The sequence below is a fragment of the Paenibacillus algorifonticola genome (genome assembly GCF_000971975.1).
Classification (GTDB): Bacteria; Bacillota; Bacilli; order Paenibacillales; family Paenibacillaceae; genus Pristimantibacillus; species Pristimantibacillus algorifonticola.
On the sequence record NZ_LAQO01000003.1, the window covers coordinates 38,608 to 54,485 of the forward strand.

Annotated in this window: 12 protein-coding genes; all 12 read left to right on the plus strand. The window is 48.3% G+C overall.

Translation table 11 applies throughout. The features are described 5' to 3' along the window. Positions 1-449: 449 nt before the first annotated feature. The 12 genes from WH37_RS12230 to WH37_RS12285 all read left to right on the plus strand — a co-directional run bounded on the left by WH37_RS12230 (position 450) and on the right by WH37_RS12285 (position 15,860). Positions 450-725 (plus strand): acyl carrier protein, encoded by a 276-nt coding sequence (locus WH37_RS12230; RefSeq protein ID WP_046230880.1) that lies wholly within the window; start codon positions 450-452, stop codon positions 723-725. Positions 726-728: 3 nt separating this feature from the next. Then, the gene (locus tag WH37_RS12235; RefSeq protein ID WP_046230881.1) at positions 729-1,928 is read left to right on the plus strand and encodes a beta-ketoacyl-[acyl-carrier-protein] synthase family protein; all 1,200 of its coding nucleotides are present in this window, start codon (positions 729-731) and stop codon (positions 1,926-1,928) included. Between the two features lie 73 nt (positions 1,929-2,001). Then, a complete protein-coding gene (gene fabZ, locus WH37_RS12240) occupies positions 2,002-2,424 on the plus strand; it encodes a 3-hydroxyacyl-ACP dehydratase FabZ (protein WP_046230882.1) in 423 nt (140 codons plus the stop codon). A 56-nt stretch (positions 2,425-2,480) separates the two neighbouring features. Further along, complete coding sequence (locus tag WH37_RS12245; protein ID WP_046230883.1) at positions 2,481-3,656, plus strand: beta-ketoacyl-[acyl-carrier-protein] synthase family protein; 1,176 nt, start codon at positions 2,481-2,483, stop codon at positions 3,654-3,656. A 4-nt stretch (positions 3,657-3,660) separates the two neighbouring features. Further along, complete coding sequence (fabG, locus tag WH37_RS12250; protein WP_197091360.1) at positions 3,661-4,401, plus strand: 3-oxoacyl-[acyl-carrier-protein] reductase; 741 nt, start codon at positions 3,661-3,663, stop codon at positions 4,399-4,401. A 45-nt stretch (positions 4,402-4,446) separates the two neighbouring features. Beyond that, positions 4,447-4,719 carry a phosphopantetheine-binding protein gene (locus tag WH37_RS12255; RefSeq protein WP_046230885.1) on the plus strand — a complete coding sequence of 91 codons (273 nt, stop codon included), beginning with the start codon at positions 4,447-4,449 and terminating at the stop codon, positions 4,717-4,719. Between the two features lie 56 nt (positions 4,720-4,775). Continuing rightward, positions 4,776-6,560 carry an ABC transporter ATP-binding protein gene (locus tag WH37_RS12260; RefSeq protein ID WP_046230886.1) on the plus strand — a complete coding sequence of 595 codons (1,785 nt, stop codon included), beginning with the start codon at positions 4,776-4,778 and terminating at the stop codon, positions 6,558-6,560. A 4-nt stretch (positions 6,561-6,564) separates the two neighbouring features. Next, a complete protein-coding gene (locus tag WH37_RS12265; protein WP_052736936.1) occupies positions 6,565-8,352 on the plus strand; it encodes an ABC transporter ATP-binding protein in 1,788 nt (595 codons plus the stop codon). 65 nt (positions 8,353-8,417) lie between these two features. Beyond that, a complete protein-coding gene (locus WH37_RS12270; RefSeq protein ID WP_046230887.1) occupies positions 8,418-10,445 on the plus strand; it encodes a carbamoyltransferase family protein in 2,028 nt (675 codons plus the stop codon). 60 nt (positions 10,446-10,505) lie between these two features. Beyond that, positions 10,506-12,530 (plus strand): carbamoyltransferase family protein, encoded by a 2,025-nt coding sequence (locus WH37_RS12275; protein WP_046230888.1) that lies wholly within the window; start codon positions 10,506-10,508, stop codon positions 12,528-12,530. 9 nt (positions 12,531-12,539) lie between these two features. Continuing rightward, positions 12,540-13,253, plus strand: a complete 714-nt coding sequence (locus WH37_RS12280; protein WP_046230889.1) for a thioesterase II family protein — start codon at positions 12,540-12,542, stop codon at positions 13,251-13,253. Between the two features lie 57 nt (positions 13,254-13,310). Further along, positions 13,311-15,860 (plus strand): non-ribosomal peptide synthetase, encoded by a 2,550-nt coding sequence (locus tag WH37_RS12285; RefSeq protein WP_052736937.1) that lies wholly within the window; start codon positions 13,311-13,313, stop codon positions 15,858-15,860. Positions 15,861-15,878 lie beyond the last annotated feature (18 nt).

Sequence of the window (15,878 nt, forward strand, 5' to 3'; positions counted from 1 at the left end):
GGCGACAGCATCACGCGACAAATAAAAGTTACATGATTTGTAACTAAAATCTAAATATAGACATAAAAATAAATATTGTAAAAAAACACAGAATTATGGTATAACTTTATTAACGGCGTTATTGGTTTCCTCGACGGCCACATCTTCATTAAGCAACATTCCTCAAGAGATACAGTCGTCTACTCCTTTAGCGACACATTCAACTATGAATGATCTTCTCTCAACCCACCCACAACTTTTGTTTTCCTTTCTAACGTACTTTCATCCAGATGAGTTTGTACAATTTAAGCCTGCTGTTTTATGCCGCACTGCCTATGTTAATTCCATTTAAGGAGTGAGTGTCAGACAATGTCTAACCCAAGACACTGAAAGCGCTTTCTATTTTGATGGCGATTTATGCTGCATCAGGATTTACGTGCAATCTTTTATACAATAAAGGAGCTGAAACAATGGAAAACGTACAGCTATCGATTGAAAATCAAATTAAGAACATGATTGTTACCAAGTTTGGACTGGACATCTCTCCGGAAGAAATCAACGATGATGACCCGTTATTTGATGTAAATGAACAGGGAGAAGGGCTCGACCTCGATTCCGTTGATGCTTTGGAGCTGGCTGTTGGACTGAAGGAGCTTTTTGGCGTTAAGCCGCAAAGCAGTGATATGTCCGTTTTCAAGAGCGTTCGCTCCATTGCGGACATCATCCGCAGCACGATCGGGGATTAATCGATGAGCAGACCGCAAGCCGTAGTAACCGGAATTGGAATCATCGCGCCAGGCGGCTCAAACAGAGAAGCTTTCTTCCAGTCTATTGTGAATGGAGCCAGCGGGCTTCGAGCTCATGAAAAGCTGAAGAAGCTTGGCGTGAGTGGCGAGGTGGCGGGCAGCGTTGACAAGCATTATCGAGAAATGGAAGAGGATGAGCGGGCAATCCAAATGACTTATGCCGCGCTTGATGAAGCTTTGGCAGACAGCAGGCTGACGAAGGAGGATATCGGCAAGCTGGAAACAAGAGCGGGCTTGTCCCTTTCGGAATCGGTGCCAGGGCATATTAAAACGATGAGATATATTCAAAATAACCGGGAGCAGAAGTGGAATAATCCCGATGGACTAATCGAAATTCCATCTTTGCTTTCGCATATTGTTTCGTATATAGACATAAAGGGTCAAGCCTATACAACCATGTCGGCCTGTGCCGCTGGAACCGCGGGGGCAGGAATTGCTCTAGACGCCATCCGCAACGGAATGGCTGATTTAATGGTTGTTGTTGGCGCAGAGCCCTTATCAGACAACTACATTGCCGGATTTCACAGCCTTCAATCCATGAGCCTAGGTGGCTGTGTGCCGTTTGATAAGGACAGGGACGGCATGTCACTTGGCGAAGGGGCCGCCGTCTTTATTGTGGAAACGCTTGATCGAGCGAAGGCAAGAGGAGCCCACATTTACGGCGAGCTGCTCGGGTATGGCTTAAGCAATGATGCTTATCATATTACAAGTCCCGATCCCGAAGGGGAAGGGGCTGTGAGGACAATGCGGATGGCTTTGGAGGATGCGGGTTTGCAGCCGGGTGACATTGATTATGTGAATGCCCATGGAACGGCAACCGAGCTTAATGACTTAATGGAAATGAGAGCGCTGTCCAAGGTTTTTGGAACCGAGGAGAAGCAGTCCCAGGTTATGATTTCTTCAACGAAGGCGGTTACCGGCCACTGTTTGGGAGCGGCGGGAAGCGTGGAGCTGGCGGCAACCTTGCTTGCGATAGATCGCGGCATTGTGCCTCCAACTGCATTTCTGAAGGAGCCGCCAGAACCTTTTCAGCAGCTCCAAATCGTTAAAGGGAATTATGAGGAACGGTTGATCCAATACGCGATGTCGAACTCATACGCTTTCTTCGGCCATTCTGCAAGTATAGTTGTCGGAAAGGTCTAAGCACCTTTCGGCTTGAATTTGACGGTTTATTGGCGCTGTCGCATACACACCACATGCTGGGGAGCTGTCATGGATGGAAACCATTGATATTGCAAAAGGCTTGCCTCACCGCTACCCGTTTGTCATGGTAGACAGAATCACTGAGGCCATTTATATGAAGCGTTCCAAAGGCTACAAAAACATAAGCTTTAACGAGCAGTGGGCAGTTGGACATTTCCCTGATGAACCGATTTATCCAGGCGTTCTCATGATTGAGACGATGGCGCAGGTCAGCGGATTTATTTTTTACAACGGGGAGAGCCCGGCAGCTCATAAATTTTATTTAAGTGCGGTTAACCAAATCAAGTTTATACATCCGGTTGTGCCGGGCGATACATTTGCGGTAGAAGCAGAGTTAGTCGAATCCTTCCACACCTTTCACCAGATCAAATGCACGGCTTCAGTCGGAGATAGAGTTGTCGCGTCGGGGATGCTGACCTTAAGCTATTCCGTTTAAAACAGAATGGCGTTAAGTTGCGAAGGGCATAATTTTATAAATTTGGGAGAATCCATATGCATAAAATATTTGTTACGGCTGTAGGAGCGATAAGCTGTGCAGGATCCGGTGCAGATGAATATTGGGAAGGCATAAACGCACAGGCGGGAGTCACGCCGGAGGAGCTCAAGCTGCCCGTGGATATTCCACAAAATATTGAAAATCGGGTTGCCAGACGAATGGATCGGTTTTCACGGTTGACCATGAGCGCTTCGAAACAAGTGCTTGATGAAGCTTTGATCGTGCAGGAGCAAATGGATCATAACCGGATTGGCACTGTTTTTACGACGGGATACGGTCCATTGGTATCTAACCTTGCCCTGAGCAATCAAATCGTGTCAGGTGGCGTTGATATGGTTAGTCCGACCGTATTCGCAAGTACGGTATACAACTCGGGAATCGGGCATGTTTGCTTGAGTTTAAAGCTGAAGGGCGCGAGCACCGTACTAACGGGCAGCAATGCGATTGCTTATGCATCTGATCTGCTCAAAAGTGGCAAGGCAGATGCGATATTGTGCGGTGGGGTAGAGGAATATTGCCAAGAGCTGCTCGAATCCTTTCAGCAGCAGGATTATGTAACAAAGGATGAAAACTATTTGTGCAGGCCTCTGGACAAAAATAGAAGCGGAACGAGAATGACCGAGGGCGCCGCTGTATTGCTGCTCGAGACGGAGAGCGTGTTAGCCCGCTGTCCGGAACGGATTGTGTGCGAGGTTGTCGGGTATGCAAGTTTAATAGGGAAAGGGTACCTGGGCAAAGACCGTGCCGATGCGGATTTTAAACCGTTCGCTCGGGTGATGGATATGGCTCTCAAGCATGCCTCCATTTCTCCTAGCGATATTGACGGTATTTTGCTGGCTGCCGGAGGCGGACGTTATACCGACAAGGTGGAAGCCCAAGCGATTCATGAAACATTTGGACAGCGTGCCGCCTCCATTCCTGTTTCTTCCATTAAGGGAGCAACAGGGGAAGCGCTTGGCGCATCGTTTATGATGAATGTCGCTGCGGGCGCCCTTGCCATTGCCAAAGGGTGCATGCCTTTAACCGCAGGCTGCACCGAGCCGGATGCCGCTTTAGAGCTGGATATCGTCCATCATGAGCCGCGTTTAGGCGATTACCAATATTTATTAGTGAACGGATATGATGTCAACGGATGCTTGCACAGCGTCATACTCGGAGCGGTCCGGAGGTGAGCCATTGAAATTTGCCGATAAAGTCGTCTTCATTACCGGAGGGGCAAGAGGAATCGGGCATGCCATCGTACAGGCTTTTGCAAGTGAAGGAGCTACAGTCCTCTTTACCTATAAAAGCAGTGAGGAGGAAGCTGCGCAACTGGAAGCTTCCCTGCAGGAAAATGGAGGATTGGCGAAAGCGTTTGAGCTGGACGTGTCCGATCACACGAATACGCTTGCTGTAATCGAGGAAGCTGTTCAGGAGTTTGGCATGATAGATGTGCTGATTAACAATGCGGGCGTAACGGAGGATGGTTTTCTGATGCTGATGGAGGAGTCCTCTTGGGATAAGGTCATCAATACAAATTTGAAAGGCGCCTACAATTGCTGCAAAGCTGTGCTGCCTTCGATGATCAGCAAGAGGCACGGAGTCATCGTGAACATTTCCTCCGTTTCCGCTTTGGCTGGCGCCTCAAGCCAAACGAATTATAGTGCGTCCAAAGCTGGCCTCATTGGCTTGACTCGATCACTATCAAGGGAAGTTTCCGGAAAAAACATCCGTGTGAATGCAATAGCACCGGGATATATTGTTACAGATATGCTCGGGAAAGTTCCCGATCGCGTGCGCCGTCATTTTGTCGATAAAATTGCCTGCGGCCGGTTGGGCGAGGCTGATGAAGTAGCAAAGGTAGCCCTTTTTCTTGCTTCCGACGATGCAAGCTACATATATGGACAGACGATTATTGTCGATGGAGGAATGATTTAAGGCAGCCGTGTAAATGAAATCGAACGATTTTAGGGAGGTTAAATGATGAGTGGGGAAGTAAAAGTAGCGGATTTTAATACGAGGTTTTATGAAATTTTGCAAAAAAATATTGAGCTATTGTCTATTGATGAAAGCGTGCTGAAATCGGATTTAGAAACGGTAGGCCTTAACTCTATCTCCTTTGTTAAATTAATCGTAGCTTTGGAAAATGAATTCGATGTCGAGTTTGAGAATGAAATTTTAATTATCGATCATTTTGCTACATTGGAGCAGTTTAAGGACAGCGTGCAAAAGCTAGTGGAGGGGCAAGATCATTAATTTTCTCCGCTCGTGCCGCTCTGTGCGGCGATTTTACCCTATAGTGGAGGGCACTTATGCAAATAGCAAGCCGTAACTCTGCTTTCTTTTCGATGCGCCGATTGTTCGTCTTTCTTAAGCCCTATCGGTTTTGGATAGCGGTCAAGCTGATAAGCACGATCATAATAGCGGCAAATGATATTTTGCTCATCTATATTATTAATCTTTTATTTTCGTCCACCCAGACTGGTGATAGGGATGGCTTGATGCAGGCTGTATATTTGATCATTCTTTTCATAGTGACAGGCATCGTTGTGAATTTCTTCAGCGTTTATTCGTCGGGACGCTATAGCGCCTTTGTGACCCGTGATTTGAAAAATAAAGTTAGCGAGCATATTAATAAACTGCCTATTTCGTATATGGAAGCTCGCCACTCCGGCGACTTTAGCTCCAGAATGACGAACAGCATCAATCAAATTGAAGGGTTTATTTACAATGATTTTGCAGCTCTTATTTTTCATATCGTCCGGGTCGTTGCTTGTATTACGGTTATGTTTTATATGAATTGGCAGCTTACGCTGTTTTGCTTCGTTATGCTGCTGTTCATGACCTTTTTGAGCGAAAAAATTAGCCGCCCGTTAAACCAATATGCGGCAGAGGTACAGCAAAGCATGGCTCAGATGAGCACAGTTGTTCAAGATACAATTGGCGGCATTTATATGATCAAGTCTTACAATCTGGTGCAGGTTGTCTATCAAAAGTGCCAGCTGCTGCTTGACAAGCTGCTTGAACATTTTCTGAGAATCGAGAAACGCGTTGCTGCTATGGGGGCACTCAGCGTATTTGTCCGGACTGCTCCGCTGGTGGTGTTCTTTCTGTTCGGCGGATATTTAGTTAGCGATGGACAGCTTTTAATAGGCGCTTTATTAGCGTTTGTGCAGTTCATCAATTATCTCGTGTCCGGGATGGGAGAAATTCCAAATCAGATCAGCCGGTTCAAAATAACAGCCGGCGTTGTCGATCATCTTTTTGAATTGCTCGATGCAGAAACAGAACGGATGGATGGCAAGCAGCCAGAAAACCTCTCATCGTCAGCTCCTGCGCTTGAATTTGAACAGGTTACCTTTTCCTATGACGATCATTCGAAGGTGCTTGACGAGGTTAGCTTTACGCTTCCTCAAGGTAAAACGGTCGCCTTGGTCGGACCAAGCGGTTCAGGCAAATCGACCATCTTTAAACTCATCACCGGTTTTTATGATTATAAGGGTGGGCAAATCAGGCTGTACAACGAGCCACTCACCGATTGGAAGCTATCGTCTGCCAGAGCGCTCATTTCGCATGTTTCGCAGGATACGTTCCTTTTTCCGGGCTCCATCGCCGAAAATATTGCGTGTACGGATGACGGCTACAGCATGGAAGACGTAGAAAGCGCAGCTAAGCTTGCTAATATTCATGAATTTATTCGGGTACTTCCACAAGGGTACGAAACGCTTGTCGGTGAACGAGGAGTAAAGCTTTCAGGCGGACAAAAGCAGCGGATAGCGATTGCCCGGGCTATATTAAAGGATGCCCCCATTTTGCTGCTGGATGAGGCGACTTCGGCGCTTGATTCCGAATCCGAACAGCTTGTTCAACAATCCATTAACCGGATTATGCGAAATAAAACGGTTTTGGTTGTCGCACATCGTCTGTCTACGGTCATGAATGCAGACCACATTTTTGTGCTGAACGAAGGGCGTATTGAAGAAAGCGGCACTCATGAAGAGCTGCTTGCCAAAAACGGCACTTATCATCGTCTATACAACAATCAGGCAAGCAATCGAGGAGACCAGCCGTACCGGCTTGGTCAAGAGGGGGCATAGTTGCTTGAAAAAAAGCAATAAACAACAAATTGCGAGACTTGCCCGATTGCTTGATCGGCGTAAATTATCTTTTTTCCTCAGTTTTCTTGGTTTCGGTATCATGAGCTCAAGCGTATCGATTATTACAGCCATGCTGGTCTCTACCTTTCTCGATGCGATAACGGAGAAAAATATGGATGCAGTTATTACGCTCTGCATCCAGTTCATGCTCATCGTCGTTGCTATGTGTATACTAACGCCACTTTTCCAATATTGGTACGGTAAAACGGTCAAGACGATCATGAACAGCATGCGGCTTCGAGTTTTTCATCATATGGAGAAGCTTCCTGTTACTTATTACGAAAACAGCCATAGCGGTGACAGCCTGTCCAGAATCACAAATGATTTGCAGACGATGGAAAATGCCTTTTCCGGAGAAGCGCTTACGCTCCTCTCCTTAATGGCTACCGGGACGATATCAGCGATTATTATGTTTTATCTGGACTGGAGATTCGCCGTTGCCATGATCTTTTTAGGAATGCTGTCTACGTATGTGAACTCGAGATACGCAAAGCCGTTTAGAACGATTGGCACCGAAATTCAGGAGCAATCCGGCGTTCAGCTTGAGCGGTTAACGAATCTCGTTGCTGGCACGCAGGTGAGCAGAACGTTTCAGATGGTCGACGGGATGAACCGCAAGTACAAGGAGACGACAACCCGGCTTGCAGACTTGTTTTTACTGCGAGCGAAAAAAAGCGCCTATTTAACAAGCACCAATTATTTTCTGCTGTGGATTAATAATGGCGGTGCATTTATTATTGGAGCCTTTATGCTGATTAACGGCCAGATGACGATCGGCAGCTTGCTAGGGGTTATTTTACTGCTGGAGAATGTGACGAATCTCTTCCGTAATTTAGGCGTTTTCTGGTCCAATCTGCAATCCTCGCTGGCGGGGGCTGACCGGGTGTTTGACCTGTTGGATGTGGCAGAAGAACCCGAGCGATATGCGTCTGTGCTAAAGGAAGTTGCCGTCTCCAGCTCCAACGAAGACGGAATGCTTGATTTCAAAAATGTATCGTTTGCCTACCACAAAGACGAAAATGTGCTAAACGGGTTGAACCTGCATGTGGATAAAGGACAGCTTGTCGCGCTTGTAGGGCCCAGCGGGGGCGGCAAAAGCACGATAATGAAGCTGCTGCTTGGTTTTTATCCATTCTCCGAAGGCGATATTCGAATTGCTGGCAAAAGCTTTGCAGAATATTCACTTGAGGAGCTTAGGGATAGTATGGCCTACGTTTCCCAGGACCCGTATCTGTTCGAAGGAACGATCGAGCAAAATATCCGCTACGGAAAAATGGACGCGACGGCTGAAGAGGTTGTAGAGGCAGCGCGTGCAGCGTTTGCCCATGATTTTATTACCGAGCAGACAGACGGCTACAACACCGCAGTTGGCGAAAGAGGCGTGAGGCTTTCCGGCGGTCAAAAGCAGCGAATAGCGATCGCCCGAGCCATATTGAAAAATGCGCCTATTTTGCTGCTCGACGAGGCAACATCAGCACTGGATAGCGATTCAGAGCTGGCGGTTCAGCAGGGAATCGAGCGGCTGATGGAAGGGAAAACGACAATTGCAATCGCCCATCGGCTGTCCACCATTGAGCAAGCGGACACGATTGTAGTCGTTGACCGTGGGACGATTATGGAGCAGGGCAAGCATGACGAGCTTCTGGCAGCTGGTGGCGCATACAGCCGCCTGTATCATACACAGAAGCGAACCCAAGAGTGGCTTCCACAAGCAATGCAGCAAGAGGCTTGAGTGTTAGGGGCTGGCGGCAACGTTGCCGCACACTAAATATAGAGGAAATAAGGGAGGGTAAAATAATGAGGATACTTGGCATTAGCGGAGGAATCGATTTCCCTCATGAGGATGGATTTGTAACGACTATATTGAATTCAGAGGTTCATGATGCTTCAGCTGTACTAATTGAGAATGGGCAAGTGGTTGCTGCCTATGAGGAAGAACGTCTGAATCGGATTAAGCACTCCGGAAAGCTGCCGATTTTATCGATTCGCCGCTGTCTGGAGCTTGGTGGAATACGTTTGGACGATGTGGATAAAATCGTCTTTTACTGCGAGGAAACCCAGTTTAAATATGAAACGACTACCCATCGGCATCAGTATCGGCAATTCCCATACAGCGATCCGAAGGCGTGGATCGTTGAACGGCTGAAGCAATTTTTTGATACGGATTTTAAAAAAGAGAATGTAGTGTTTGAAAACCACCACTACTGTCATGCTGCGAGCGCCTATTATATGTCCGGATTTGATGAAGCACTCGTCGTTACAATAGATGGCGCTTCATTGGAAGGCAATGCTGGAATTGTGCTCAATGCTGAAGGGAATTCGCTCAAGCCGCTGAGCCATATTTCAAACGATGACAGCTTAGGTGCATTTTATACGCAGATTATCGAATTTCTCGGCTATACGACTCATGATGAATATAAAGTAATGGGGCTCGCTCCATATGGAGATCCTGCCAAATTCAGAAGGCTGTTCAAGAAAGCATTCACCTTGCTGCCGGAAGGGAAATTCCGGCTTAATAGAAGCTTTTATTATGTGCTGATGGATTCCATGCCGAACCCGCGGTTGAAGGGAGAACTGTTTACCCAGGAGCATAAGGACATAGCGGCTGCTCTCCAGGAGGCGCTCGAAAACGTTGTTATGCATATGCTCGTCCATTATCAGCAGGCGACTGGGCGTAAAAAGCTGTGCATGGCTGGCGGCGTAGCGCACAACTGTACGCTAAACGGGAAGATTTTGTACTCCGGCTTATTCGACGAGGTGTTTGTACAGCCTGCCGCCCATGACGCGGGCAATGCGCTGGGAGGAGCACTGCTGCAGTCCCGCAAGCTGGCTCCAAGCACACAGACAGAAACGCTGCGGCATCTGTACTGGGGAAGCGCCATTCAGAACAATGATAGCGTTCTCGAAATTTTGAAGCAGTGGGAGCGGTTCGTTACATACCGCAAAGCGGATCATGTTGTCGAAGTTGCGGCTAAGCTAATGGCGGAGGGAGCGGTTATCGGCTGGGCGCAGGGACGCTCGGAGTTTGGCCCCCGGGCGTTAGGCAACCGGAGCATTTTGGCTGATCCGCGTCCAGCGGAAAACAAAAGCATTATTAATGCCATGGTGAAAAAAAGGGAGGGCTACCGGCCGTTTGCGCCTTCCATATTGGAAGAGTATGCAGACGATTATTATGTGCTGCCGCAGACGAAAGCCCCTTACTCCTACATGAATTTCGTACTGAAGACGAGGGAGGACAAGCAGGAGCTGCTCGGCGCGGTTACTCACGTTGACGGCACGGCGCGCATCCAGACGGTATCTCGTGAAACGAACGAGAAGTACTGGCACTTAATTGATGAATTCCGCAAGCTGACGGGAGTGCCAGTGCTGCTGAATACATCGTTTAACAACAATGCGGAGCCGATTGTCGATTCAGAAGAGGACGCCATTGTCAGCTTCCTGACAACCAATATTAACACCTTGATTATCGGAGACTACGTCATTGACAAAAAAACGGTCGGCAAGGAAGAGTTTTTGAAGTTTGTGCCAAAGCGGCCCATCAGTTCAGAGCTGAAGCAGTCGGTCGGCTATACAGTAGAAGGAAACAAGCAAACCGCATACGAAATACGCCTCCACTTTGGGGATAAATATAAAACAACATTATCGGAAGAGATGTATCGACTGCTAGAGCAATCTGACGGGGAGAAGACGCTGGCAGAGCTGATTGAGCTTAGAGGCTGCGGCAGGAAGACGGAAGAGGATATCGTAGACGAATTGATCGAATTATGGTCTTTGCGGCTGATTCATTTACGGCCATTTGAAACAGTTGCTTTAGCTACCGTTTAAAGGATGCAGTAAAAGGCGGAGAAGGATAACCGATTAAAGAGAATAGGTAGGAGGATGAACATGCTCGTATTAGGTCTTAATGGCGGCATAGAATTGCCGCATGAGGATTTGAAGGTGTTTGGCTACGGCGGAATTGCGCACGACTCTGCTGCTGTTCTTATCAAAGACGGGGTCGTGATTGCGGCCTCAGAGGAAGAAAGGCTTAATCGAGTGAAGCATACCGGCAAGGCTCCGCTGCAGACGATTCATTTATGCTTGAAGCGGCTAGGCATTACGTTCGCGGATATTGACAAAGTGGTCATTACGACGAGAGAGCAGGAAACCGACCTGCTTGTGCGGGATGAGTTTTTCTATCGCGATTCTATGCATAGAAATACGAGAGAGCTGCTGGTAGATTTCTTTTACCAGATTGACGGAACGAAATACGACCCGAATAATATCGTCTTTGTTGACCACCATATCTGCCATGCAGCCAGCGCGCATTTCATGTCCGGCTTTGACCGCAGCCTGACGGTTACGATTGATGGAGAATCGCAGGAGGGGTACGCCGGCTATATTATAAGCGCCGAAGGTACGAGCTTCAAAATTCTTGACCGCATTGCCAATGAAAACAGCTTGGGCTCCTTCTATATTTCGGTTATCCGCATGCTGGGCTATCACCAGCACGATGAATATAAAGTAATGGGACTCGCACCGTATGGCGATCCAAGCAAATTCAGACGGATGCTGAAAAAAGCATATGTCCTGCTCCCCGAAGGCAAGTTCAAAATCAATTTGGCCTGGTCTACCGTGCTCTTTGATTTTATGACGCCAAGAAAGAAGGGCGGGCCAATCACTCAGGAGCATAAGGATCTGGCCGCGTCCCTGCAGGAGGCGCTCGAAACGATCGTCATGCATATACTCACGCATTATCAACAAGCAACCGGTCATACGAAGCTTTCCATGGCCGGAGGTGTAGCGCATAACTGCTCCATGAATGGAAAAGTATTATATGCCGGGCTTTTCGATGAAGTTTTTGTACAGCCGGCTGCACATGATGCAGGCAATGCGTTGGGCGGTGCCTTGTACGTATCCAATAAATTTGAGCCGAACAAGTCACTGGAAAAGCTGCAGCACCTGTACTGGGGGAGTGAAATTGAAGGCAACGATGGCTTGGCGCAAATTTTAAAACGGTGGGAACGTTTTGTCAGTTTCCGCAAGGTGGACAATATCGCCGAGGAGACAGCAAAGCGAATTGCGGAGGGGGCCGTCTTCGGATGGGTCCAGGGCCGCGCCGAATTTGGCCCTCGTGCGCTAGGCAACCGCAGCATTCTTGCTGATCCAAGGCCGGCGGAGAACAAGAGCATTATTAACGAGATGGTGAAGAAGCGTGAGGGCTATCGGCCGTTTGCGCCATCTATTTTGGAAGAGCATGTGGGCGACTACTACGAAATGCCGCAGACGAAAGCGCCATACTCGTATATGAATTTCGTACTGATGACCAAAGAGGATAAGCAGCCGCTGCTTGGAGCAGTTACACATGTGGATGGCACCGCTCGTATTCAGACGGTCTCAAAAGAAACAAATGAACGGTATTGGGAGCTAATTGAGGAATTTCGGAAACTGACCGGGGTGCCGATATTGCTGAACACGTCGTTCAACAACAATGTGGAGCCTATCGTAGACTCGGAGGAAGATGCGATCGCAAGCTTCCTGACGACGAATATCCACTACTTGGCTATCGGAGATTATATGGTAGACAAAAAGGAAGTAGACAAGGCCGATTATTTGCATATGGTGCCGACGAGGCTGGTCAATTCGGAATTGAAAAAATCGATCGGCTATTCCGCTGACGGGACGAAACGCACACTCCATGAAGTCCGGCTTCATTTTGGAGATAAGTACAAAAAAGCGATACCGGAGGAAGTATTCCTCATGCTGGAGCATTCAGACGGTCAAAAATCGCTGGACGAGCTTGCCGATGAGCTGGGCGGCTCTGCGCTGACGAAACCGGAAATAGCAGAACATTTTATCGAGCTTTGGTCGCTTCGGCTCGTTCATCTCAGACCATCCGAGCGCGTAGCAGCCCTATCGGCTAAGCTTTAAGGCAACGGGATGAAGAAGCTGAAGCTGCTTGCCTTTCCTTTTGCTGGTGCCTCGTCTATGTACTATTACAAGTGGAAAAAACATATGTCCGACCATATCGACTTCGTGCCTGTCAAGCTTGCAGGCAGAGGCGCCCGGCCAAGAGATCCTTTGTACAACACCTTTGATGAGGCAATTGAGGACGTATATAAGCAAATCGACAAGATTATTGACGATGGCCCTTATGCTTTTTTTGGCCACAGCATGGGAAGCATGCTGGCCTTTGAATTGTCGCATAAGCTGAGGGAGCAACAACGCCATGACCCTACGATGATATTTGTGTCCGGCAGATGGGCTCCTCATATTCAAAGACCGGATTTGGTCAACCCAAGCACGCCAGACGAGCAGCTTAAAGAGCGGCTGCTGGAGCTTGGAGGAACATCTCCGGAGCTGTTTGAAAACCCGCTGCTTGCGGATGCTTTTATTCCGATTTTGCGGGCAGATTTTTATGCGATGGAATCCTATGTTTATGACGGCAGCAGAGAGCCGTTGTCCACGGCCATTAATGCGATGACAGGCGTGCAGGACTGGGATGTCAATAAGCGGGATTTTGCGGAATGGGGCAAGCACACGACTGGTGAGTTTTCAGTCCATAAATTTATGGGCGGACACTTTTATATTAACGACAGCTTTGATACGGTCATTCAGCATATCAATCGTACCTTGCTTAGCAGCGTGCGTTAAGTGAGCGGATAAACCCTTGCGCTAACATATAAAACGAATGGGGGTGGGCCAGCGGTTATGGACAAGCAGCAGCTCATGCATCATATTTTCGCAGCAAACCGTGAAATGGTTGACCGGGGAATCACGTTTATCAACGAGGCCGACCAGGAGGAGTTTGTCTCCTACAGTCAGCTATATGAGCGTTCGCTATGCCTGCTACAAGATTTACGTAATTACGGGGTACAGGCGGGACACGAGCTGTTATTGCAAATACAGGATAATCGGTTGTTTCTTGAAGTGTTCTGGGCTTGCATACTGGGGCGGATTATCGCCGTCCCGGTAACCGTAGCAACCAATGATGAAACGAAGCTGAAGGCTTGTAAGGTGTGGGACAAACTAAACACCCCGCATTTTATTGGCAGCGAAGCGACGATGGACGGCTTGGCTTCATTTGCAGAGGAGCACCCGGAATGTGGTCCTAGTGTGGACGTCATGAAAGGTAGATTTATAGACACGGCGTCCTTAAAAGGAGAAAGCAGTGCTGTCCTTATAGAGGCTGAACCGGATGATATCGCATTTATTCAGTTCTCTTCCGGATCAACGGGCGACCCGAAGGGCGTTGTGCTGACCCATAGCAACGTTATGGCCAACGTCTCAGCCATGCAGAAAATATGGGATTTAGATGCTGGCGGGCGGGTGTTAAGCTGGATGCCGCTTACGCATGATATGGGATTGATCGCGATGCATCTATTGCACGCCTATACTCAATCCTCGCAGTTTATTATGCGTACGAAGCTGTTTATTCTTAACCCGCTTTTGTGGATAGAGAAAGCAAATAAGCACCGCGTTAATATGCTGTACAGTCCTAATTTCGGCTATAAATATTTTTTGGCGTTTTACGATCAAGAGCATGACTACGGCTGGGATTTATCCGGCCTTTCCTGCCTTTGCAATGGCGCTGAGCCCATTTCTACGGAAATTAGTGAGCGTTTTATGGAGCAGCTTGCAAAATACAACCTTCCGCAGACGGCCATGAGGCCGGCATATGGGCTTGCAGAGGGGACGGTTGGCGTGTGCTTCACCCGTCAGAATGAGCCGTTCAAGTATGTGGCTGTCGACCGGAGATTTCTCCGGGTTGGAGAGACCATACGCTTGCTTCAGCGAGGAGAGCCAAGCAGCCTGCTTTATGTCGATGTAGGTGGTCCGATTGAAAGCTGCGAAGTCATGATTGCTGATGAGCAGGGCAGCCCGCTTCCTAAGTCCACAGTCGGTTACATTTTAATTAAAGGGCCGAGCGTCACCAGAGGGTATTACAACGAACCTGAAGCTGCTGAAAGGCTGGCAGACGAATGGCTGAATACAGCGGATATCGGATTTATGCTGGATGGGCGGCTAGTCGTTGTTGGAAGAGCAAAGGACATATTGTTCGTTAACGGGCAAAATGTTTTCTCCCATGACATTGAGAGAGTGGCAGAGGAGGTAGACGGGGTTGAGCTTTGGAATGTCGCAGCCTGTGGAACGAAAGGGAAGCTTGCGGATACGGAGGAAGTATGCCTGTTTCTATTGTACAGAGGTAAAAATCTGGAGCCGTTCTGCGAGCTTGCCAGTCGGGTCAAGCAGCATATTCACCGGAAGATGGGCATCTTTATCGACCATGTCATCCCTGTGAAATCAATACCTAAAACAACGAGCGGAAAAATACAGCGCTATAAGCTGGGTGAGCAATATACAAGTGGGCAGTTCGATTCGCTCATTCGTGACATGGAGAGCATCAAGAGCAAACAGGCTGCCTTCGAAAATACAGAGCAGCTGCTGCTCAGGCTCTGCCAAGACCTGCTCGGGCGGGAGCTCGGTATTCACGACCATTTTAATGAGAGCGGAGGAAATTCGCTTATTCTCACCCAGCTCTCCGATGAGCTGGAGAAATGGCATGGCTGCAACGTATCCGTTCCTGACCTGTACAAATATCCGACGATCGCTAAGCTGACCGCATTTATCGACCGTGGCGGCAGTTTAAGCCTGCCATCCGTCAGCATGGATGAAGCTTACTTTAACAAGGAGGGCAGTCAGGTGGTTTCAGCCTTTGAGGCTGAGCTGGATAGCGAGACATGCAGCGTGCTTCAAGCTATGGCCGATGATGCGAAGACGGATCTCAAGCCTGTCCTGTTGTCCGGTTTTCTCTATTTGCTGAAGCTAGCCTCCGGTGAGGATACCGTTCATGTGCAAGTGGCAGTGGAGGAAAATCAGTTCCGCTCGCTGACCATTGATTTTGCCGCGGTGGATTCCTTGGAGACATTGATTGAGCTCGTTGCAATGAAGCTGGAAGCTCGCCACGGCGACGGCGATGAATCCGACTATACAGCCAAGGATCTGGATCGCATCCAGCAAAGTGAAGAGCTTCGGATTTTGCCGCTCTTCGTTATTCATGCAGATGCCGCATCCTCACAAGGTCAATGGCTCGAAGTGTTTGATCTTGTTATCGAGCTCGCGGAATACGATGAGCAAGTCGAGGTGCTGTGCGACTTTAACTCCCGAAAACTGAAGGAGCACAAAATAAAGGAGCTTTTTACCCAATATATGCTGCTGCTCGCTGACATCGTGGAAAATAGCGACAAGGTTTCGGTCTAGCAAACCGCTGAAGAACAG